Annotated in this window: 16 protein-coding genes and 1 tRNA gene; 16 read left to right on the top strand and 1 reads right to left on the bottom strand. The window is 57.1% G+C overall.

Annotated features, from left to right (window positions below):
- Nucleotides 1–2 precede the first annotated feature (2 nt).
- From fdhE to K0F75_RS10195, 4 genes are all read left to right on the top strand, one after another.
- Nucleotides 3–929, top strand: coding sequence for a formate dehydrogenase accessory protein FdhE (gene fdhE, locus K0F75_RS10180; RefSeq protein ID WP_219061745.1), 927 nt, complete (start codon nt 3–5; stop codon nt 927–929).
- 67 nt (nt 930–996) lie between these two features.
- Nucleotides 997–2,427 (top strand): L-seryl-tRNA(Sec) selenium transferase, encoded by a 1,431-nt coding sequence (selA, locus tag K0F75_RS10185; protein WP_219061746.1) that lies wholly within the window; start codon nt 997–999, stop codon nt 2,425–2,427.
- The gene (selB, locus tag K0F75_RS10190; protein ID WP_219061747.1) at nt 2,424–4,343 is read left to right on the top strand and encodes a selenocysteine-specific translation elongation factor; all 1,920 of its coding nucleotides are present in this window, start codon (nt 2,424–2,426) and stop codon (nt 4,341–4,343) included. Before selA ends, selB begins: the two co-directional genes overlap by 4 nt.
- A gap of 6 nt (nt 4,344–4,349) precedes the next feature.
- Nucleotides 4,350–4,445, top strand: a tRNA-Sec gene (locus K0F75_RS10195).
- Between the two features lie 29 nt (nt 4,446–4,474).
- Here K0F75_RS10195 and K0F75_RS10200 read toward each other — a convergent pair.
- Nucleotides 4,475–5,374 carry a LysR substrate-binding domain-containing protein gene (locus K0F75_RS10200; protein WP_219061748.1) on the bottom strand — a complete coding sequence of 300 codons (900 nt, stop codon included), beginning with the start codon at nt 5,372–5,374 and terminating at the stop codon, nt 4,475–4,477.
- 406 nt (nt 5,375–5,780) lie between these two features.
- Between K0F75_RS10200 and K0F75_RS10205 the strand changes: the two genes are divergently transcribed.
- The 12 genes from K0F75_RS10205 (at nt 5,781) to K0F75_RS10260 (ending at nt 20,754) form a co-directional block, all read left to right on the top strand.
- A complete protein-coding gene (locus K0F75_RS10205; protein WP_219061749.1) occupies nt 5,781–7,439 on the top strand; it encodes a DUF1302 domain-containing protein in 1,659 nt (552 codons plus the stop codon).
- Between the two features lie 33 nt (nt 7,440–7,472).
- The gene (locus K0F75_RS10210; protein ID WP_219061750.1) at nt 7,473–8,828 is read left to right on the top strand and encodes a DUF1329 domain-containing protein; all 1,356 of its coding nucleotides are present in this window, start codon (nt 7,473–7,475) and stop codon (nt 8,826–8,828) included.
- A gap of 132 nt (nt 8,829–8,960) precedes the next feature.
- Nucleotides 8,961–10,076, top strand: a complete 1,116-nt coding sequence (locus tag K0F75_RS10215; protein WP_219061751.1) for a YCF48-related protein — start codon at nt 8,961–8,963, stop codon at nt 10,074–10,076.
- On the top strand, nt 10,076–12,475 hold the full coding sequence (locus K0F75_RS10220) for an RND family transporter (protein ID WP_219061752.1): 2,400 nt from the start codon (nt 10,076–10,078) through the stop codon (nt 12,473–12,475). Before K0F75_RS10215 ends, K0F75_RS10220 begins: the two co-directional genes overlap by 1 nt.
- Nucleotides 12,476–12,921: 446 nt before the next feature.
- The gene (locus tag K0F75_RS10225) at nt 12,922–13,986 is read left to right on the top strand and encodes a methyl-accepting chemotaxis protein (RefSeq protein ID WP_374028635.1); all 1,065 of its coding nucleotides are present in this window, start codon (nt 12,922–12,924) and stop codon (nt 13,984–13,986) included.
- Between the two features lie 122 nt (nt 13,987–14,108).
- Nucleotides 14,109–15,806 (top strand): sigma-54-dependent Fis family transcriptional regulator, encoded by a 1,698-nt coding sequence (locus K0F75_RS10230; protein ID WP_219061754.1) that lies wholly within the window; start codon nt 14,109–14,111, stop codon nt 15,804–15,806.
- 436 nt (nt 15,807–16,242) lie between these two features.
- Nucleotides 16,243–17,172, top strand: coding sequence for a catechol 2,3-dioxygenase (locus K0F75_RS10235; RefSeq protein WP_219061755.1), 930 nt, complete (start codon nt 16,243–16,245; stop codon nt 17,170–17,172).
- Between the two features lie 10 nt (nt 17,173–17,182).
- Nucleotides 17,183–17,476, top strand: a complete 294-nt coding sequence (locus tag K0F75_RS10240; RefSeq protein ID WP_219061756.1) for a phenol hydroxylase subunit — start codon at nt 17,183–17,185, stop codon at nt 17,474–17,476.
- A 47-nt stretch (nt 17,477–17,523) separates the two neighbouring features.
- Entirely contained in the window at nt 17,524–18,516 is a 993-nt protein-coding gene (locus K0F75_RS10245) for an aromatic/alkene monooxygenase hydroxylase subunit beta (protein ID WP_219061757.1), read from the top strand.
- 9 nt (nt 18,517–18,525) lie between these two features.
- On the top strand, nt 18,526–18,795 hold the full coding sequence (locus K0F75_RS10250; protein WP_219061758.1) for an MmoB/DmpM family protein: 270 nt from the start codon (nt 18,526–18,528) through the stop codon (nt 18,793–18,795).
- Nucleotides 18,796–18,810: 15 nt separating this feature from the next.
- Nucleotides 18,811–20,331: a YHS domain-containing protein gene (locus tag K0F75_RS10255; protein WP_219061759.1), complete on the top strand. Its 1,521-nt coding sequence runs from the start codon at nt 18,811–18,813 to the stop codon at nt 20,329–20,331.
- A 66-nt stretch (nt 20,332–20,397) separates the two neighbouring features.
- Nucleotides 20,398–20,754, top strand: coding sequence for a phenol hydroxylase subunit P4 (locus tag K0F75_RS10260; RefSeq protein ID WP_219061760.1), 357 nt, complete (start codon nt 20,398–20,400; stop codon nt 20,752–20,754).
- Nucleotides 20,755–20,767 lie beyond the last annotated feature (13 nt).

The following is a 20,767-nucleotide window of genomic DNA, read 5'->3' on the forward strand; positions in this document are numbered from 1 at the left end:
TTTTGAGCACGATACTTGAGCCCGGACAGATCGAAGCGTCAGCCAGTGCGCCGCCGTTTTTGTACCTGCCACCGCACAATCTGTTCACGTTACGTGCCCAACGTCTGGAGCAGGTGGCCCGTGGGCATCCGCTGGCCGACTATCTGGCGTTGATCGCCACTCTTTGCCGCGTCCAGCAGAGCCTGTTGGATCAACCGCCGTCAGCCACAGCCCCAGACCCCGGGCACGTGCTTTTATGTCAGCAACACGGCTTGCCGCCGCTGGCCGCCGACAGTCTGGTGCGCGAGGACGGTTGGCAGCCGTATCTGGATGCCTTGCTGCTGCGTTATCAGGTACCGCCCCAACCGCCCGTGCAAAAAGCCATCGCGACCTTGCGCAACGGCAGTGCAGGGCAGCGCAAGGCGTGGGCCATTGCGTTGCTCAGCGGCCAGTTTGAGGGATTGCCCGCAGCGCTGGTACCGTTTCTCGGTGCCGCCTTGCAGGCCGCCTGGAGTCACTGGTTGCTGCACATGCCACCCATGGACCTGAAGCCCTGCGACAGTCTCGGCCAATGCCCGGCCTGCGGTTCGCCAGGCATGGCGGGGGTGATTCGCCACCGAGGCAAGTACAACGGATTGCGCTATCTGGTGTGTGCGTTGTGTGCATGCGAATGGCATGTGGTTCGGGTCAAATGCATCTACTGCGAGCAGAGCAAGGGCCTGAAGTACGTCAGTTTCGAAGATGACCGCTATGCAGCCAACCAGGCGCCACTGCGGGCTGAAATCTGTCCCGGCTGCAACAGTTACCTGAAACTGCTCTACCTGGAAAATGATGCAGAAGCCGAGGCGCTTTCAGCGGACCTGACCAGCCTGACGCTGGACATGCGTCTGGACCTGGACGGCTACCAACGCCAGGCGCCGAACCTGATGCTCGCGCCGGGGGGAGGTTGAACACAGCGGCTACACTCAGGTTTTCTGTATACACGGACTCACTTCCGCGTCACTCCCGGAGCCCTGAATGCCGTCCAGTCCTGCCTCCAGCGCCTTGCGCCTGCCCTCGATCGACAGTCTGCTGCGCAGCCCCGCCTGCCAGCCGCTGGCGGAACGGTATGGTCGCGATGCAGTGCTCGCCACCCTGCGGCAATTGCTTGATGACCTGCGCGAACCGGTACAACGGGGTCAACTTGATGCGGTTGAACTCACGGCGCCGGTATTGGTGGGCAGGGCAGGCGAGCGCCTGGCAAGCCAGCACGCCAGTCGGGTGCGACGGGTGTTCAATCTTACCGGTACGGTGCTGCACACCAATCTCGGTAGGGCGCTGTTGCCGGAGGAAGCCATCGAGGCCGTGCAACAAGCTGCGCGCTATCCGCTCAATCTGGAATTCGACCTGGAAACTGGCAAGCGCGGCGACCGCGACGACTTGATTGAAGGCCTGATTCGCGAACTGACCGGCGCGGAAGCGGTGACGGTGGTCAACAACAACGCCGCCGCTGTCTTGCTTGCGCTCAACAGTCTAGGCGCGCGCAAAGAAGGCATTATCTCCCGTGGCGAGCTGATCGAAATCGGCGGCGCATTTCGCATCCCCGACATCATGGCCCGGGCCGGGGTCAAGCTGCATGAAGTGGGCACCACCAACCGCACCCATGCTCGTGACTACGAAGCCGCCATTGGCCCGCGTAGCGGCCTGTTGATGCGCGTGCACACCAGCAATTACAGCATTCAGGGGTTCACCGCTCAGGTGCCGACCGCCGAACTCGCGCAACTGGCCCACCACCACGGCCTGCCATTGCTCGAAGATCTGGGCAGCGGCAGTCTGCTGGACCTGACCCGCTGGGGCCTGCCCGCAGAACCCACGGTGCGTCAGGCGCTGATTGACGGCGCCGATATTGTGACCTTCAGCGGTGACAAGTTGTTGGGCGGCCCCCAGGCCGGATTGATCGTAGGCCGCAAGGACCTGATCGCGCGAATCAAGAAGAACCCACTCAAGCGTGCGTTGCGGGTGGACAAACTGACCCTGGCCGCCCTCGAAGCGGTACTGGGTTTGTACCGCGACCCCGACCGCCTGGCTGAACGCCTGCCCACCTTGCGCCTGCTCACCCGTCCACAGGCCGAAATCTTCGCTCAGGCCGAACGCTTGCGCCCTTTACTGGCGCACGTGTTGGGCGACGGCTGGGGTGTCGCGGTGTTGCCAGCGCTGAGCATGATCGGCAGCGGCAGCCAGCCCCTGGCCCGACTGCCCAGCGCCGCCTTGTGCCTGACACCGCACTCGCCTAAACGGCTGCGCGGGCGGCGGTTGCACGGTCTGGAGGCGGCATTGCGGGGCTTGCCCATTCCGGTGCTCGGGCGCATCGACGACGACGCCCTATGGTTAGACCTGCGCCAGCTGGACGATGAGGCGGCTTGGTTAGCCCAGCTTGACCAACTACAAGCGGAGGGCCGGGCAGGGTGATCGTCGGCACAGCAGGGCACATCGATCACGGCAAGACCGCCTTGCTCAAGGCCCTGACCGGTCAGTCCGGTGACCGCCGCCGGGAAGAGCGCGAGCGTGGCATCACCATCGACCTGGGTTTCATTTACGCAGCGCTGGAGTCCGGGGCGGCGCTTACCGGCTTTATCGACGTGCCCGGTCATGAGCGCTTCATCCACAACATGCTCGCCGGTGTCCAGGGCATTGACCTGGCGCTGCTGGTGGTGGCTGCGGATGACGGGGTGATGCCTCAGACCCGCGAGCATTTGGCGATCATCGAGCTGCTCGGCATCCCTCGGGTGCTGGTGGCGATCAGTAAGTGCGACCGGGTCGATGCGGCCCGGGTGCAGGCGGCCCAGGTCGAGGTCGAAGCGTTGCTGGCGCCCGGGCCCTATGTTGGCGGGCAGCAGATCGTATTGTCGAGCCTGACCGGAGAGGGTATCGAGACCCTGCGTCAGGCATTGCTGAAGGCTCAGCGTGACGTTCAGCAGCGCAGTGCCGATGGCGGTTTTCGCCTAGCGATTGATCGCGCTTTTAGCGTTGCCGGGACCGGCATCGTGGTGACTGGGACGGCCCTGGTCGGACGGGTGACAGTGGGCGACACGCTGCTGCTGGGCGCATCTGGCAAGCCCGTACGGGTGCGTGGTCTGCATGCGCAGAACCGGGCCGCCGTCGAAGGATGGGCCGGGCAACGGTTGGCGTTAAACCTGAGCGCCGAGCGCCTGGCACTGGAGCAGATCCACCGTGGCGACTGGTTGCTGGCCGAGTGGCTGTATGCGCCCACCCAGCGCTTGGACATCGACATGCAACTGCTTGCCAGCGAGACGCGCGCCTTTACACACTTCAGCCCGGTGCACGTACACCTGGGCACTCAAGATGTCATCGGCCGGGTCGCATTACTGGAGGGTGAAAGCCTGGCACCAGGGCACCGAATGTTCGCGCAATTGTTGGTGAATGCGCCATTGCAGGCGGTGAAGGGTGATCATCTGGTCCTGCGTGACCAGAGCGCCCAACGCACCCTTGGCGGGGGGCGGGTGCTCGACCCGTTTGCACCGGCGCGCCAGCGGCGCAGTCCGGCCCGGCTGGCACAGCTGCAAGCCTTGACCGACACCGATACGCTGGAACAGGTTTTGCCGACGCTGCTCGCTAACAGCGAGATTGGCCTGGACCCACAACGCCTTGAGCGCCAGTTCAATCGCCTGCGCGCCACGTGGCAATTGCCGACCGATGTCCTCGTGATTGCCACGCGCCAGGGGCCGCGGTTGTTCAGCGATGCCCATTGGCAGGCCCAGAAAGCCCAGGTGCTAGAGCAACTCGCGCGCTTTCATCAACTGGAACCCGACCAATTAGGGCCGGACCGCGATCGCTTGCGTCGATTCGCAGGCATGCCGCTGGACCGACCGACCTTCATCAGCCTGCTCGACGAATTGCTGGCTGGTGGCGCCATTGCCGCCAGTGGCCCTTGGTTGCATTTACCCGAACACCAGGTGCGTCTGGGCGAAGAAGACGAGGTGCTGTGGCTGCAGCTAAAGCCGCTGTTCGAACAGGCGGGTTTCGACTCGCCCTGGGTCCGCGATCTGGCCAATGCGACTCATCATGACGAAGCGGCCGTGCGCTTACTGCTGCGCAAACTGGCGCGATTGGGGCAGGTGCATCAAGTGGTACGCGACCTGTTTTACACTGAGGCCACTGTGCGCCGACTGGCAGCTATGCTGTTGCAACTGGCTGCAGATAACCCCGTCATCCCGGCAGCCGCGTTTCGCGATGCAGTGGGCATCGGCCGCAAGCGAAGTATCCAGATTCTCGAGTTTTTCGACCGTATTGGCTTGACCCGACGGCTCGGCGACCAGCGCCGTATTCGCCCGGACAATGCCCTGGCACAGAGCCCCGGAGACTGACTTCAAGGAAGGCAATCGCGCCCGGTGGCGCGGCCGGGCTTCAAACCCGGTTGGGGACGGCATCCGTTCCCGGGCAGGTTCGACTCCCGCTGCCTTCCGCCATTTCATCCCGCGTAAACGGAGGACTCCGATCAAGGCGTTCTTCGTGTGCGAAAATCCCGAACGATCTCTAGAAATGAACTGAGAATCGGAGAACGGTCATCGGTCCGGTAAATACAACTCAAGTCGACCTGGGCGTTATCGGGCTCCTCGCTCAGGGCCCGGTAAACCACGCCCGGCAGAGCAAGCACTGAGGCCGACTCAGGCACCAGACAGACGCCAAAGTTACTTGCCACCAAGGCCACTCCGGTCACGGTATCCCCCACCTCCTGTGCTACCTGTGGGATGAACCCCGCTTTTTCACACATGCTCATGACTTTATCGACAAAGTTTGGACGCGAACCCGTGGGAAACAAGATCAATGGATGATTGGCCAGCCAGTGAAACGGGACGATGGTTTCGCGTGCCAAAGGATGATTTTCGTTGACTGCCAACAATAGCTTTTCCGTGATAACGAGCTCATTGGAAATGTCGGATGACGGCGTGATAAATCGATTGAAGCCCGCGTCGATTCGACGTTGACGCAAGGCTTCAATTTGTTCGTCCTTGTTCATGTTGTGCAAAACAATGTTTACGTCTGGATGGGTGTTGCGGAATGCCAATAGCAACTTGGGGATGGTATCCAGAATGCCCGAGCCAAAGATCCCTATATCGAGTTTGCCCAGCTTCCCCTGACCGGCTCTCTGCGTGCGCTCGGTTGCCTGCTCAACCACGGAGTGAATATTGCGGGCTTCAGCGAGGAACAACTCACCGGCCTGAGTCAGCTCCATGCCGCGTGGTGTGCGAATGAATAACTGTACGCCCAACTCATCTTCCAACTGCTGGATCTGTCGCGTCAGCGGAGGCTGGGAGATGTGTAAGCGGATGGATGCCCGGCGCATATTCAGTTCCTCCGCAACAGCGATGAAGTAGCGAATATGGCGTAGATCCATGTGAGGCAAACCTTTCGGGTGATTGCTCAGTACACGGGAGGCACTGAGGGGAGGCGTTCATGGTATGGGAGTCCCACGCATTCAACTAATAAATTTTGCCACGATCACGTTGGCTGGTTGAGCGCGCTGAAAGAACCATCAAGCGTGCTCCGTCAATGCTCGATCAGCTGATCCTCCTGATGCCTGTGTTTCACCACGGCCCGAACCTGAGTTGGAGACCTTCCACCACGACAAGCCATAACAAGCATAGAGATACCTAATAGGTATCAGATGGGCAGGTTTTTGGTATTGGACGGTAACCCTCAAGAACAATAGTTTCGTGCACATCGTCTGTCGGTAAGCGCGAAGCCAATGTTCGCGGCGTCAGCACGAAAATTACAAAAACAAAAAAAATCGAGGAGACGATATGGGTAACGATACCTATCAACCAAATGCTTCCTTTCGCTATCGATCAGCCCTGGCACTTGGCGTACTCGCTGGATTGTCGATGAGCAGTGCAACCTATGCATTTCAGATCGATTCCGGTAATCCAGACGTCCAGATGTCATTGGATAACACCGTAAAATACAGCGCTGCATGGCGGGTTCGCAGTGCAAACTCCGATGTCGCTGACAATTCAATCGGGGTTCAGGCTAACACTAACGACGGTGACCTTAACTTTGACCGCGGGCTTATTTCCAACCGCCTCGATCTACTGTCAGAGTTCGACATCCGCTACAAGCGCAATTTCGGCTTACGCCTCAGTGGCGCAGCCTGGTATGACGATGTCTATAACCAATCCAACGACAACCCAGGCGCGTTCAATGGCGCGTTGGTGAATTCGCGCTCTGTCAGTTACGACCATTTCACTCACGATACCCGGAAACTGCAGGGGCGTGACGCAGAGATGTTGGACTCGTTCGTTTACGGTAGTTTTACCCCCGCGGATATGCAGCTCAACGTCAAGGCCGGTCGTTTTACTCAGCTCTACGGCGAAAGCCTGTTCTTTGGCAGTAACGGTATTGCAGCGGCGCAAACGTCGCTCGACTTGATCAAGGCGCTGTCAGTTCCCAACTCTCAGTTCAAGGAAATTCTCAGGCCAATCGATCAACTCTCTGGGCAATTGCAGATCAATTCAAGCGTGTCCGTTGGCGCCTATTACCAGTTGGAATGGCGCAAAAGCCGTTTGCCCGCCGCAGGCAGTTACTTCAGTTTTGCCGACTTCATTGATGACGGCGGTGAGTCGCTAATCATGGGGCCGGGGGTCTCGTTCTCGCGGGGGCATGATATCGATGCCAAAAACTCGGGGCAGGGCGGCGTCCAACTCAAGTTTAGTGCTGGCGATGTGGAATACGGTATTTACGCGGCGCAGTTCCACGACAAGATGCCTCAGTTCTATGTTCACCCTGATACCGGTTCTTACGAGGAGGTCTTCGCCGAGAATATCCGTACGATAGGCGCTAGTTTTAGTACCTTGGTCGGTGAAGCCAACATCGCTGGTGAAGTTTCTTTCCGTAGCAACATGCCGTTGGTAGCCTCCGGGAATACGGTGATCGTGCCCGCCAGCCTGGGCGCAAATGGCGACAGCAGAGCAGCCTTCCCTGTGGGCCGCACTCTGCATGCTAACTTGTCAGCCATTGATGTTTTGGCGGCTACGCCGTTTTGGGATGGCGCCTCCGTTATCGGTGAACTTGCCTTTAACCGACTCTTGAGTGTCACTGAAAATCGAGATCAGTTGGACCCTTCGGCAACGCGTGATGCAAGTGCGCTGCAATTCATCTTCACGCCCGAATATTTTCAGGTTGCTCCAGGACTGGATCTACAGGCTCCAATCGGTGTGAGCTACGGGATTTCTGGCCGATCTGCAGTCAACGGCGTGCTAATGCCCTCAGAGCATGGTGGCAACGTCACCGTTGGGTTGAAAGGTGATTACATGAAAACCTGGCAGACCAGCCTCAACTACACGCATTACTACGGGCCTGCTGGCTCGGTTATCAAGTACGACACCAGCGTACCCGAACTCTCTTACCAGAACTTCCACGGCGACCGTGATTTCATTTCGTTGTCGGTTCAACGCACTTTTTAAGTTCGAATTTTTTCCCGCTTGAGGGGTACCACAATGTATAAGAAAACCGTTTTATGGGCGGCTTTGGTTGCCGGCTTTATAACCACGCAGATGGCACAGGCTGCCGTGAGCGCAGACGAAGCTGCGCACCTTAAAAACAGCCTGACACCGCTCGGCGGAGAGATGTCGGCAAATAAGGACGGCAGTATCCCGGCCTGGAGCGGAATCAAAGCGTTGTCGGCGTCCAGTGAGAAAGTCGGTGATATCCCCGTTAAGTTGTTTGCGGATGAGAAACCACTGGTCAAAGTGACGGCGCAAAACATGGGGTCGTACGCGGATAAATTGTCCGAAGGCACTCAAGCGTTGCTGAAAAAGTACCCTGATACTTTTCGCCTGGATGTTTACCCCACTCATCGCACGGCGGCAGCGCCGCAGTATGTCTATGACAATACGATGAAAAATGCCACCCAGTGCAAGGTTCAAGACAATGGCATGTCCTTGCAGGGTTGCTATGGCGGCGTGCCGTTCCCGATTCCAAAATCAGGTGTTGAGGCTATTTGGAACCACCTGTTGCGCGTCGAAAGTGAAGCCACTGAAGTCTCCAACTTCAAAAACATCATTCTGACTTCCGATGGCTCGCGGGCCATGGCGACAATGAATGATCAATCCAACCAATACCCGTATTACTACAAGGATGGTTCGGCAGACAAGTGGAGCGGTGAGTACTTCCTGCAGCGTTTCAGCACCATTGCGCCGCCCTTCAAGGCCGGGGAGTCTCTGGTATTTCGCGACAGTACTAACCTCAGTCAGGCACGTCAGGCATGGCAGTACCTGGTCGGCCAGCGTCGTGTGCGCCGAGCACCGACAGTGGCGTATGACACGCCTGACTTCGTGGCGTCAGGTGCGAACTACTTCGATGAAGTCATGGGCTTGATGGGGCATGTCGACCGCTATGACTGGAAGTTGGTGGGTAAGCGGGAGATGTACGTACCTTACAACACCAATGAAGTGGTCACCGCTTCGCTGGATCAGGCCTACGGCAAGCACCATTTGAACCCTGACAAGGTGCGCTGGGAACTGCACCGCGTGTGGGAAGTGGAGGCAACAGTCGCTGCGGGTAAGCGTCATGCGGTGCCCAAGCGTCGTTACTACCTCGACGAAGACTCCTGGATGGTACTGCTGATGGATGGCTATGACAGTGAAGGCAAGCTGTGGCGTACCACTCAAGTGACGCCGTTCGTGTTGCCATCCGTGCCGATGCTGGAACTCAAGCCTGCGCATGTATTCAACTTGCAGGCCAATACCATGAGCTCATCGCAGTCACTTAACGAGGCCATGTTCCATGTGGTCGGACGCAAGCCCGAGACCTACTTCACCGGCGACTCGGTGGGTGCCGAAGGCGTACGTTAAATCACGCGTTTGCAGTGTCGCCACTGAGCCCCCAGTCCCAGTGGCGACAGTCTCTCCTCATCATTTTTTTGCCTCATCGATGCAGCGCTTGACGCTGAGATCCGGGCAGAAGGATGTATTCGAGTACGTCAGATGCACATGTTGAATGCGCTCAAAAGGTGGATGGCTGTTGCCGTCGCCGCACTTTGTTTTTCCTGCCAGACCAATCTTTGCGTTGCAGCAGGCCAATCGGTCGTGCCCGATGTGCTCGACCTTCCTGCACAACAGAACACACGGGCACGCCAGGGTTTGTTACTGGCCGTGGCCCAGGCAGGCCAGCGTCTGGTTGCTGTTGGCGAGCGCGGCAGCGTACTGCTTTCCGACGACGCGGGGCATTCATGGCGCCAAGCCAGGAGCGTGCCGGTGAGCGTGCTGCTGACCGATGTGGACTTCCCAACGCCAACCCAAGGTTGGGCGGTGGGGCACAGTGGTGTGGTCTTGCACAGCAGCGATGCCGGCGAAACCTGGCAGCGTCAGCTTGACGGCCAGAAAGTCGCGCAGGTGATTCTCGACGATGCCCGTCAGCGCGCCGATGCCGGCCAAGAGGGCGCTGCCGCAGAGGTGCGGAGTGCCGGGTTTCTGGTCAGCGATGGTCCGGACAAGCCTTTTTTGAGCGTGCGGTTTAGTGATGAGCAGCATGGCTATGTGGTGGGTGCTTACGGCATAGCGCTGACTACTGCCAATGGCGGCCAAAGCTGGCAGTCGCTGGTTGGACGAATCCCTAACCCGCGCGGCAAACACCTCTATCAGGTGCAGATCAATAATCAACAATTGCTGATTGCCGGTGAGCAAGGCGTCTTGTTTCGCTCAATAGATGGTGGCAACCATTTCAGTGAGATCTCCACCCCCTACAAAGGCACCTTCTTCGGTGTGCTGAAACTCGATGGCGATGCGCTGTTGGCCTACGGTCTACGCGGCAATGCCTGGCGCAGTCCGGATCACGGGGCCAGTTGGCAGCGGGTAGCACCGGAGCAATCGGTGACACTTACCGCCGCAAAACGACTCCACGACGGTTCTTTGCTGCTCGCTGACGAAAGTGGACGACTGCTTCGCAGTACTGACGACGGCCGCAGTTTTGTGGCTCTCAAAACCCAAACGCAAGCCGGGCTCAGCGGTGTCGTCGAGTCAGCGGAGGGTGCTCTGATCATTTTCGGTGCGCGCGGGTTGTCCCGGATTGAGCCGGGTACATTAGTTTCGGGAGTTCAATAATGAATCATGCGCAGCGTATTCCCTCGGAAGCTGTCATAAGCGACCTGCAGGCGTTCGATAAACAATCAGGAACACTCTGTGAGCGGTTGCTGTTCAATAACCGCATAGTCATCGTTGCACTGTGTTTGTTCATCACGCTGGTGCTGGGTTACCAGGCGCGTGGGTTGTCGCTCAATGCTGCGTTCGAGAAGATGATTCCGACCGGTCATCCCTACATCGTCAACTTCCTGGAGAACCGCAAGCAGCTGTCGGGCATGGGCAACACTCTGCGCATCGCGGTTGAATCTAAAAGCGGCACTATTTTCGATGCTGAGTATCTGGAAACGGTACGCAAGCTCAGCGATGAAGTCTTCCTGCTGCCGGGTGTCGATCGCCCTTACATGAAGTCAGTGTGGGCGCCTTCGGTACGGTGGACTGGCGTGACCGAAGAAGGTTTGGACGGCGGCCCGGTTATCCCGGATGACTATGATGGTTCTGCACCAAGCCTTGAGCAGGTACGAATCAACGTGGAGCGCTCCGGTGAGGTTGGCCAGTTGGTGGCGGCGAACTACAAGTCGAGCATCGTGTTGGTTCCCCTTCAGGAAAAAGTTTCTGAAACCGGCGAGCGGATTGACTATCACGCACTCTCCCAGCGCGTTGAAGAATTGCGCGCCAAGTACGAGTCGGACAACATTGCGATTCACATTACTGGCTTCGCCAAGGTCGTGGGCGACCTGATTGATGGCCTGAGACAGGTTCTGGTTTTCTTTGCCGCAGCCATCGTTATCTGCACCGCGGTACTTTTTTGGTACACCCGCTGCCTGCGTAGCACCTTGTTGGTGGTGTTCTGCTCGATGGTCGCGGTGGTATGGCTGCTGGGTCTTTTACCTACGCTTGGTTACGAGCTGGATCCCTATTCGGTTCTGGTGCCTTTTCTGGTGTTCGCTATTGGCATGAGCCACGGTGCCCAGAAGATGAATGGCATCATGCAGGACGTCGGGCGTGGAACACACCGATGGGTAGCTGCGCGCTATACCTTCCGACGCTTGTTCCTGGCGGGCATGACAGCGTTGCTGGCCGACGCGGTCGGTTTCGCGGTGTTGATGGTGATTGACATCCAGGTGATACGGGACCTGGCCGTTACGGCGAGCATCGGTGTTGCTGTGCTGATTTTCACTAACCTGGTGCTGCTGCCAATCCTGCTTTCTTACACGGGAGTCAGTCCCGCCGCTGCGAAGCGCAGCCTCAAGGCAGAGCTGTTGGAAAGCAACGACACGCAGCACAGGAAGCATCCATTCTGGGCGTTCCTCGACCTGTTTACGCGGCGTTTCTGGGCGACCGTGGCCGTCGCCGTGGGCCTGGCTTTAGGCATCATCGGTCTGATGGTGAGCTCCCATCTGAAAATTGGCGATACCGATCCTGGCGCACCGGAGCTGCGTGCGGATTCGCGCTACAACCTTGATAACGCCTTTATGGTCGACAACTATGCGGCGAGCAGTGATGTGTTCATCATCATGGTCAAGACGCCGCAATACGCGTGTGCTCACTACAGCACGCTGATGGCTGTCGATGCGCTGTCGCGTGAATTGCAGAAACTTCCTGGCGTCGAGGCCATCAGTTCGCTGGCAGGTATTGCCAAGGTGGCTAACGCCGGGATGAACGAAGGCAGTCTCAAATGGTTTGAGGTGCCACGTTCGCAAGACATGCTCAATGCCATCATTACCCGCGCCCCGCGTGAGATGTTCAACCAGAACTGCGACCTGCTCACGGTGTATGCCTACCTCAAGGACCATAAAGCCGACACCTTGACCAGTGTGGTCGGCGTGGTGGAGGAGTTCGCGGCTAAATACGACAGCGATGAGGTCCGTTTTCTCAATGCAGCGGGCAACGCCGGCATAGAGGCCGCCACCAATATAGTGGTGAAAAAAGCCAACGTTCAAATGCTGTTCCTGGTCTACGCAGCGGTGATCGTGCTGGCGTTCATTACCTTTCGCTCATGGCGTGCCGTTGTCTGTGCGGTGGTGCCGCTGATGATTACCTCAGTACTGTGTGAAGCGTTGATGGTATGGCTGAATATCGGCGTCAAGGTCGCCACTTTGCCAGTGATCGCCCTCGGGGTGGGTATAGGGGTGGACTACGCGCTGTACGTGATGACCGTGACGCTGGCGCGGATGAAGGAGGGCATGTCGCTCTCGGAGGCTTACTACAAAGCGTTGATCTTCACCGGCAAGGTGGTGGTGTTAACCGGTATCACCTTGGGGATTGCGGTAGCGACATGGGTCTGGTCGCCGATCAAGTTCCAGGCTGACATGGGTATTTTGCTGGCGTTCATGTTCGTCTGGAACATGCTCGGAGCGCTGATCTTGCTACCTGCGCTCGCCCACTTTCTGTTGAAGCCCAAGCAGGGCGTTGCGATCTGACCGGCGAGAAGGGTGCAATGACTATGAGCACTATATGGAGCGGTCATGGCCGTGATCTGATCAATACGATTTTTCTGGCAACTGGCGCACTGCTTGGAGGGTTTGACATAGGCGGGCTGCATTGGCTTTGGGTCATCTTGACGGCTCTGGTTGCCTGGGTGCTGCTAAGTGGCAGTTCGCGGCGTGAACGAGCGATCGCGGCTGCGCTGAACAATACCCTTGTGATGCTAGCGGACCCTCAGCCCGCGCCGACCAGCATGCAGGATTCGATGGCGCGCTTGCTGGTGGTATTACAAGGCAAGGTCGAGTCGGTTCAGCGCATGAATGTACTGGCCTCGGAGCTGACGATTTCCGCTGGCACACTGGTCTCGGGTTTCACGGAGGCCATTGGCACAGCGGACCGGCAGTCAGAGCTGGCGGTGAACTCAATGGTCGAAGTCCAGGGTATGGCTGAGCGCGCTCGGGCCACGTCGGGCGAAGCCATTGCACTGGCCTCGGCGACTACCGATGCTCGTAATCAGGTATCTGGTGGTGGCGAGCAGGTGCAGCAGGTGGCTGCCGCGATGGTCGATCTGGCCAATGTGGTGACAGGAGTGGGTGAGGAATTTGATGGTGTTCGTCATCAAATTGCACGCATCAGCGAGATCGTTGCCATTATCAGGAGCATCGCAGGGCAGACTAATTTGTTGGCGCTCAATGCCGCTATTGAGGCTGCCCGAGCGGGTGAACAAGGCCGGGGTTTCAGTGTGGTCGCTGATGAAGTCCGCAAGCTGGCGGAGAGCACGGGTGACGCTACACTGGGTGTCGGAGAAATCATCGCTCTGATCGGCGACGGTATTGACCGTCTTGAACAGCGCCTGGCTCAGGCTCGCCAGGAAGCCACCGAGGGCGTGAAGCAAGCCGACGATGCTTGCGGGGTGCTGAGGGGTATTGCAGGCACTGCGCAAAATACCGTTAGCGCAGTGGAGGAGATTGCCCAGCGTGCCAGTGTCGAAGTGCAGAAGACCGGGCAATTGCTGGAAGACTCTGGTGGTGTGGCCCGCTTGGCCAGCGAACTGGATAACCGGGTCAACGACTGCAATGCGGGTTTACGCCAATTGATGTTGGGCCTGGTGGATCTGAAAGTACTGGCGAACAAAATAGATGTCAGTCGTAACTCGCTGGCCTCCATGATCGACGCAATCGAAGAAGTTCGTGCTCACAACATAATGGTTTTGAATGCCCGCGCTACCTCGCAGATGCTGCCGCATATAGAGCGGATACGCTCTCTGGACACAGAAATCGATCATCTGCTTGAGCGTGCGCAATTAGATGACGGGGTAGGGGGTGGCGCACGTAAAGCTCATTTCACCCATTTACGGGATGCTTTGAACGGTTATCGCGTGCTTCGTGACGAACTGCTCAATGCGGCCCAAGGCGGGAAGCTGAAACAGATACGTGAGCGCACGACTCCTTTGATCAGAAACGCTTACCTAAAAGTCAAAGAGGCATGTGTCACGTTATCCGCATAAACTAAGACCCATGCAGCGAAAGTCTCAGATCGCACGCACAATAATAAACGCAATCGATCGTGGTGAGTTTTACCGTCTTCAAGATCGACAGGCTCGTGCTTCGTTACGCTTTAGGAATGTTCATGATCGAGCAACCCCTTATCGAACGCTTCAATTTGCGTTCACGGCTGCGCTTCAATATCGAGAGCGGGCAGATCTGGCTCGACGAAAACCGCATGCTGCTACTTCACGCCAAGGCCTTTGGGGCCTTGCGCCAAGAGTTGTTTGAGTCGCTTGGGGCCAGGCGCGCCAAAGGACTTTTGTTTCGCATGGGTTTTGCAGCTGGCCAACATGATGCCGACCTCGCGCAAAAGCTCTATGGCGCAGGTGACGACTATGACGTTTTCAAGATCGGCCCTGAGCTGCACGCGTTTGAAGGACTGGTTCGATCAACAATCACCGAAGCCAAAATAGACTGGGAAAAAGGGACGTTTTTCGGCGAAGTGAAATGTGAAAACTCATGGGAAGCTGAATCGCATCTGCAGTTATTCGGCGCTGGCAATGAGGTCGCTTGCTGGCACCTGTCGGGCTATGCATCGGGCTATACCTCTCGATTCTTCAAGCGTTTCATCGTTTTTCGTGAAACCAAATGCGTGTGTTGTGGTGACGCTAACTGCGTACTGGTTGGCAAGCCGGTGGAAGAGTGGGGAGATGACCCGTTCCTCGAACACTGTCTGGAGGCAAAAGATAAGGAAACCTCTTTTGAACAGTTGCAAGAGGAGCTGTGGCAAGTACGTGGTCGTCAGCGCGAACAGCGCCCACCCGGCAAACTGGTGGGAAGCTCCCCTGCGTTTAGTGCCGCTTTCAGTTTGCTCAGCAAGGCAGCCAGCAGTCCTATAACGGTTTTACTCTTGGGTGAAACCGGGGTCGGCAAAGAGGTATTTGCCCAGTGGCTGCACGAAAACAGTGATCGTGCAGATAAGCCGTTTGTAGCCATTAACTGTGCAGCGATTCCCAACGACCTGATCGAATCAGAGCTTTTTGGTGTGCAGAAAGGAGCCTATACCGGCGCGCAGAATTCACGACCCGGCAAGTTCGAGCGAGCCGATGGTGGCACGCTATTCCTTGATGAACTGGGTGAGCTTTCTCCTTCGGCCCAGGTGCAGCTCTTGCGGGTACTGCAAACCGGCGAAGTAGAGCGACTGGGCGATGACAAGCCCCGCAAGGTCAGTGTGCGGCTGGTTGCCGCCACCAACGTCAATCTGCAACAAGCCATTGCTGATGGTCGTTTTCGCGCCGACCTCTACTATCGCCTGGCGACCTATCCATTAGAGATTCCACCTCTGCGCAAGCGCAAATCGGATATTCCGGTGTTGGTCTCGGTGCTTATCGAAAAATACTCACCGCTCTATCACAAGACGATTCATGGTATCAGCGATCTGGCGATGCAAGAGCTGATGGCCTATGACTGGCCGGGCAATGTTCGTGAGCTTGAAAACCTGGTTGAGCGTTCTGTTTTGCTTGCACCCTCCGGGGGGCAAATTGATGTAGAACATCTGTTCCCTGGCATGGGCCCCGTGACTGCGCTCGGTGCCGTTATCGACAAGCAGGGGAAAGTGGGCAATGCGGATGAAGCCCGGAAAGATAAACTTTACGAAAGCTTACTTGATGAGGGCTTCGATCTTCAGGCACATGAAGCCCGTCTTTTGCAGCTCGCTGTTTTGCGGGCCAATGGCAACCTCACCCACGCGGCGCGTCTACTCGGCATAACCCGTCGTCAGTTGGCGTATCGGGTGAAACAGGTGTTGGGTGATATCGAGCAGTCTCCGAATAGCGCCTGACAAAAGCGTACACCAATCAATCCATAGGGGCTCTTTAACCCCGGCATTCCCATGACATGACCGCGAAGGCGGCGAGAATGCCTGTTTATTGAGAAGTCCTATGCCAAACACGTCGCTCGACGTGTTTTTTTTGCCTATTTAACGGTCGCTCCGGGCTCATCTGCCAAGGGGGGGACATCGTTTTGCTCGGGGCATCGCGTTTTGCTGATGTACAGCCTTACGTTTTTGTAAGGCGCAAGTGGCGAATGTACAGAAACGTCATCCAGCGAAAGATGTTTATTCTTTTGTTTTTCCACATAAAACGAACTAAATCATATAGTTACAGTTATTGGCATCCTCTATGCAATGTTAGATCGAGACTGTAAGTCCGGCTTGTCGCTAGCCCGAAAGGGCACGCGCAGAGCCAACCTCATCTAGCCAATAATGGAGACAACAAATGGCGATGACAGGTGTATTGCGTCCAGGGCATGCCCAGGTGCGCGTGTTGAACCTTGAAGAAGGCATTCACTTTTACCGCAACGTACTGGGCCTGGTGGAAACCGGGCGTGATGACCAGGGGCGCGTGTACTTTAAATGCTGGGACGAGCGTGATCACAACTGCTATGTGATTCGTGAAGCGGATACCGCTGGCATCGATTTCTTTGGCTTCAAGGTGTTGGACAAAGCCACTCTGGAAAAACTTGATGCCGACCTGCAAGCATACGGTTTGGTCACTACCCGCATTCCGGCAGGTGAAATGCTGGAAACCGGCGAGCGCGTGCGCTTCGAATTGCCATCCGGCCATCTGATCGAGTTGTATGCGGAGAAAACTCGCATAGGTAACGGCATTCCCCAAGTCAACCCGGCTCCGTGGAACGCTCAGCGCGAACATGGCATCGCCCCTATCCAGCTGGATCATTGCTTGCTGTATGGCCCGAACATCGCCGAAGTGAAGAAGATTTTCACCGACGTCCTGGGCTTCTTTCTGGTTGAGCGCGTACTCAGCCCGGATGGCGACAGTGACATGGGCATCTGGTTGTCCTGCTCGCACAAAGTCCATGACATCGCCTTCGTCGAGTATCCGGAGAAGGGCAAGCTGCACCACTGCTCATTCCTCCTCGAGTCGTGGGAGCAGGTGTTGCGTGCCGGCGACATCATGTCGATGAACGAAGTGAACGTTGACATTGGCCCTACCCGTCATGGCGTAACCCGCGGCTGCACCATCTATGCGTGGGACCCCTCCGGCAATCGTTTTGAAACCTTCATGGGCGGCTACCACCCTTACCCGGATTACGAGCCGCTGTCCTGGACCTACGACAACTTCGCCCAGGGCCTCGACTACCCGCAGCGCAAACTGCACGAAACTTTCCTGACTGTAGTGACCTGAGGGCACATCCATGACTTTGCCCGATGAGTCACTGGAAATGCAGCCGGCCGACCTGGATACGCAAAAGCGTTTTGTACGGGTTACCGGCAATCGCGGGAGCCGCTTTGTCGAGTTCGACTTCGCCATTGGCGAGCCCGGGTTATTCGTTGAAATGATCCTGACTCATGAAGCATTCGTCGAGTTCTGCGCCACCAACAAGGTTGCGTTGATGCCCGCGCCGACTCCGGCTACGGACGAGGACGATGCTTCGGCTGATTGGGATTGGCGACTCGCTGACGCCACACAGGTTCGTTTCAAACACTAATCGAATTGGGCGTTTCACCTTGGGTGAAACGCTGGTGGGAGATACACATGCATATAGATCTTCGCACGGTCAGCATCCAGCCATTGCGACAGACGTTTGATCACTTGGCCCGCCGTTTTGGCGACAAACCCTCTTCGCGCTATCAGGAAGGCAGCTACGACATCCAGCCCGAGGAAAACTTGCACTACCGGCCGACCTGGGACCCGGAGCAGGCGCTTTACGACGCCAGCATCACCAAGATCGTGATGCGCGACTGGTACGCCCTGAAAGACCCGCGTCAGTTTTACTACAGCACCTACACGCTGGCGCGCGCGCGTCAGCAAGAAAACACCGAAGCGAACTTCAACTTCGTCGAAACCCGCGGCCTGGCCGACATGCTTTCGGACGATCTGCGCAGCTCCGCGCTCAATCTGCTGGTGCCGCTGCGTCACGCTGCCTGGGGCGCCAATCTGAACAACACCTTCATCTGCGGTTACGGCTACAGCACGGTGTTTACCCAACCGTGTATGTACCACGCGATGGATAACCTGGGCTCGGCTCAATACCTGTCGCGTATTGGCCTGCTGCTAGGTGGCACCGAAGCCCTTGAAGAGGGCAAGGTCGCCTGGATGGAAGGGGACGCCTGGCAAGCACTGCGTCGTTATACCGAGGACTGCATGACGGTACGCGATCCGTTCGAGCTGTTTGTCGCGCAAAACGTGGCTCTGGATGGCTTGCTCTATCCGCTGGTGTACGGGCGCATCGTGGATGACCGGTTCGCGGCCAATGGCGGCTCGGCGGTGGCCATGCTCACACAATTCATGAGCGACTGGTTTGAGGAGACCCGCAAATGGGTCGATGCGGTCATGAAGGTAGCGGCCGCTGAGTCCGAGCAAAACCGCGAGCAGTTGCAGGCCTGGACAACCGTTTGGCGTGATCGCGCCGCCGCAGCCTTACTGCCGGTGATTGAGCAGGTTTTTGCAGACCAGGCCGATGAGGTCATGGCTGAACAATTGATCGCCTTCAAGGCTCGCCTTGAAAAAACCGGCGTTGTGGTCTGAGAGGTTTCTATGTCGACTGTGTTTATTGCATTGCAAACCAATGAAGAGACCCGCCCCATTATCGAGGCGATTGAAATAGATAACCCCGAGGCCGTGGTCAATCGTGAACCGGCGATGGTCAAGATCAATGCGCCTGGCCGTTTGGTCATTCGCCGAGAAACCATTGAAGAACAGCTGGGCCGCAGCTTTGATATGCAAGAGTTGAATATCAACCTGATCACGCTCTCCGGCAACGTCGTTGAAGACGAAGACTCCTTGACCCTGACCTGGGGCAACTAAGCGAGATTATTTAGCATGGACATGAAAGCAACTAATAAAAAAATGAATGCGAAAGAAAAGTACCGCTTGTTGACGCGTGACTTGGCATGGGAACCGTCTTATCGCACCGAGGAAGAAATCTTTCCCTACATTGCCTATGAAGGGCTGAAGATCCATGACTGGAACAAGTGGGAAGATCCGTTCCGCTTGACCATGGATGCGTACTGGAAGTATCAGGCGGAAAAAGAGCGCAAGTTTTACGCGATTATTGACGCCCATGCGCAGAATAACGGCCATCTGAATATTACCGATGCACGCTATCTGTCGGCCTTGAAAATATTTCTGCAGGCCATCAGTCCGGGTGAGTACGCCGCGCACAAAGGGTTTGCTCGTGTGGGCCGCGAGTTTCGCGGTGTAGGGACGCAAGTGGCCTGTCAGATGCAGGCCATTGATGAAATTCGCCACGCCCAGACGCAAGTCCACGCACTGTCCAACTACAACAAGTTCTACAACGGCTTCCATGCGTTTGCTGATCAGCGTGACCGCATCTGGTACACGTCTGTGGCGCGTTCGTTCTTTGACGATGCGATGTCGGCCGGTCCGTTCGAGTTCATGATCGCCATCGGCTTCTCGTTCGAATACGTGCTGACCAACCTGCTGTTCGTGCCGTTCATGTCCGGCGCAGCTTACAACGGTGACATGGCCACGGTGACCTTCGGCTTCTCGGCCCAGTCGGACGAAGCACGGCATATGACCCTGGGCCTTGAATGCATCAAGTTCATGCTCGAGCAGGATCCGGACAACCTGCCCATCGTTCAGGGCTGGATCGACAAGTGGTTCTGGCGCGGCTTCCGGGTTCTAGGCCTGGTCAGCACCATGATGGATTACATGCTGCCCAAGCGCGTCATGTCGTGGCGCGAGGCGTGGGATATTTATGGCGCAGAGAACGGCGGCGCGCTGTTCAAGGACCTGGCGCGCTACGGTATTCGTCCACCGAAGAGCTGGGATGACGCCGAAGCAGGCATTGATCACATGTCGCACCAGTTCATGCTGGGCCTTTACCAGTGGAGCTTTGGGACTGCCTTCCATGCATGGATCCCCTCGGATGAGGACCTGCAATGGTTATCTGCCAAGTACCCCACCACGTTCGACACGTATTACCGGCCACGCTGGGAACATATCAAGAAGCTGGCGGACGCAGGCACGCCGTTCAAGAACTTTGGCCTGGCTAAATTGTGCCAGTGCTGCCAGTTGCCGACGGTATTTACCGAGCCGAATGATCCGACGCTTACTTGCCATCGTGAAGTTGAATATAAAGGCGACACGTACCACTTCTGCTCTGATCATTGTCTGGAAATCTTCAATAACGAGCCGGAGAAATATATCCAGGCCTGGCTGCCCATGCCTGCACTCTTCCAAGCGCCGCTCAATGGTGATCTGGCTGCCTGGATGGAGTGGGTTTCGCTGAAAGATGGTCAGGACAATGGCGATTTTGCCGACTCCCAGGACCGCCACAACTTCGAACTGTGGCGTGGTCTGGCAACGTCGAACCAGTAAGCCTCTAAAAGGGGGTGGTCGTTAGTTGAAGCGACCACGCCCCAACACAATAATAAGGAGAACAAGATGCCTGTAGTAGCCCTTAAAGAGTACGTAGGCGTTGCCCGTGATCGCGTTGAGAATTTCAACGGCAAACAGCTGGTGTACGTCAGTTGGGATCACCATCTGCTTTTTGCTGCCCCGTTCCTGCTTTGTCTGCCGCCGCAGACGACCTTCGCCGAGTTGATTCAGGTCGCCCTCGAGCCGCTGCTGCAAGCGGATCCGGACACCGCAGCAATCGACTGGCGCTCTGTCCAGTGGCTCAAGGGCAACCGGCCTTGGGTGCCCGACTTCGATCTCAGCCTGGCCGAAAATGCTATCGGCCACAAACATCAGCTGCGGTTCAGTACGCCGGGCCTCAACACTATTTGCGCAGTTAGCTGAGAAGGGGACGGGC

Origin of the sequence: Pseudomonas sp. UMAB-08 (assembly GCF_900095225.1) — a bacterium.
Taxonomy (GTDB): domain Bacteria; phylum Pseudomonadota; class Gammaproteobacteria; order Pseudomonadales; family Pseudomonadaceae; genus Aquipseudomonas.

Bases quoted from the DNA above. Each gene is read 5' to 3' on its own strand.
- selA (WP_219061746.1), top strand. From the start codon at position 997: ATGCCGTCCAGTCCTGCCTCCAGCGCCTTGCGCCTGCCCTCGATCGAC.
- K0F75_RS10200 (WP_219061748.1), bottom strand. From the start codon at position 5,374: ATGGATCTACGCCATATTCGCTACTTCATCGCTGTTGCGGAGGAACTG.
- K0F75_RS10205 (WP_219061749.1), top strand. From the start codon at position 5,781: ATGGGTAACGATACCTATCAACCAAATGCTTCCTTTCGCTATCGATCA.
- K0F75_RS10210 (WP_219061750.1), top strand. From the start codon at position 7,473: ATGTATAAGAAAACCGTTTTATGGGCGGCTTTGGTTGCCGGCTTTATA.
- K0F75_RS10215 (WP_219061751.1), top strand. From the start codon at position 8,961: ATGCACATGTTGAATGCGCTCAAAAGGTGGATGGCTGTTGCCGTCGCC.
- K0F75_RS10220 (WP_219061752.1), top strand. From the start codon at position 10,076: ATGAATCATGCGCAGCGTATTCCCTCGGAAGCTGTCATAAGCGACCTG.
- K0F75_RS10225 (WP_374028635.1), top strand. From the start codon at position 12,922: ATGGCTGAGCGCGCTCGGGCCACGTCGGGCGAAGCCATTGCACTGGCC.
- K0F75_RS10230 (WP_219061754.1), top strand. From the start codon at position 14,109: ATGATCGAGCAACCCCTTATCGAACGCTTCAATTTGCGTTCACGGCTG.
- K0F75_RS10235 (WP_219061755.1), top strand. From the start codon at position 16,243: ATGGCGATGACAGGTGTATTGCGTCCAGGGCATGCCCAGGTGCGCGTG.
- K0F75_RS10240 (WP_219061756.1), top strand. From the start codon at position 17,183: ATGACTTTGCCCGATGAGTCACTGGAAATGCAGCCGGCCGACCTGGAT.
- K0F75_RS10245 (WP_219061757.1), top strand. From the start codon at position 17,524: ATGCATATAGATCTTCGCACGGTCAGCATCCAGCCATTGCGACAGACG.
- K0F75_RS10250 (WP_219061758.1), top strand. From the start codon at position 18,526: ATGTCGACTGTGTTTATTGCATTGCAAACCAATGAAGAGACCCGCCCC.
- K0F75_RS10255 (WP_219061759.1), top strand. From the start codon at position 18,811: ATGGACATGAAAGCAACTAATAAAAAAATGAATGCGAAAGAAAAGTAC.
- K0F75_RS10260 (WP_219061760.1), top strand. From the start codon at position 20,398: ATGCCTGTAGTAGCCCTTAAAGAGTACGTAGGCGTTGCCCGTGATCGC.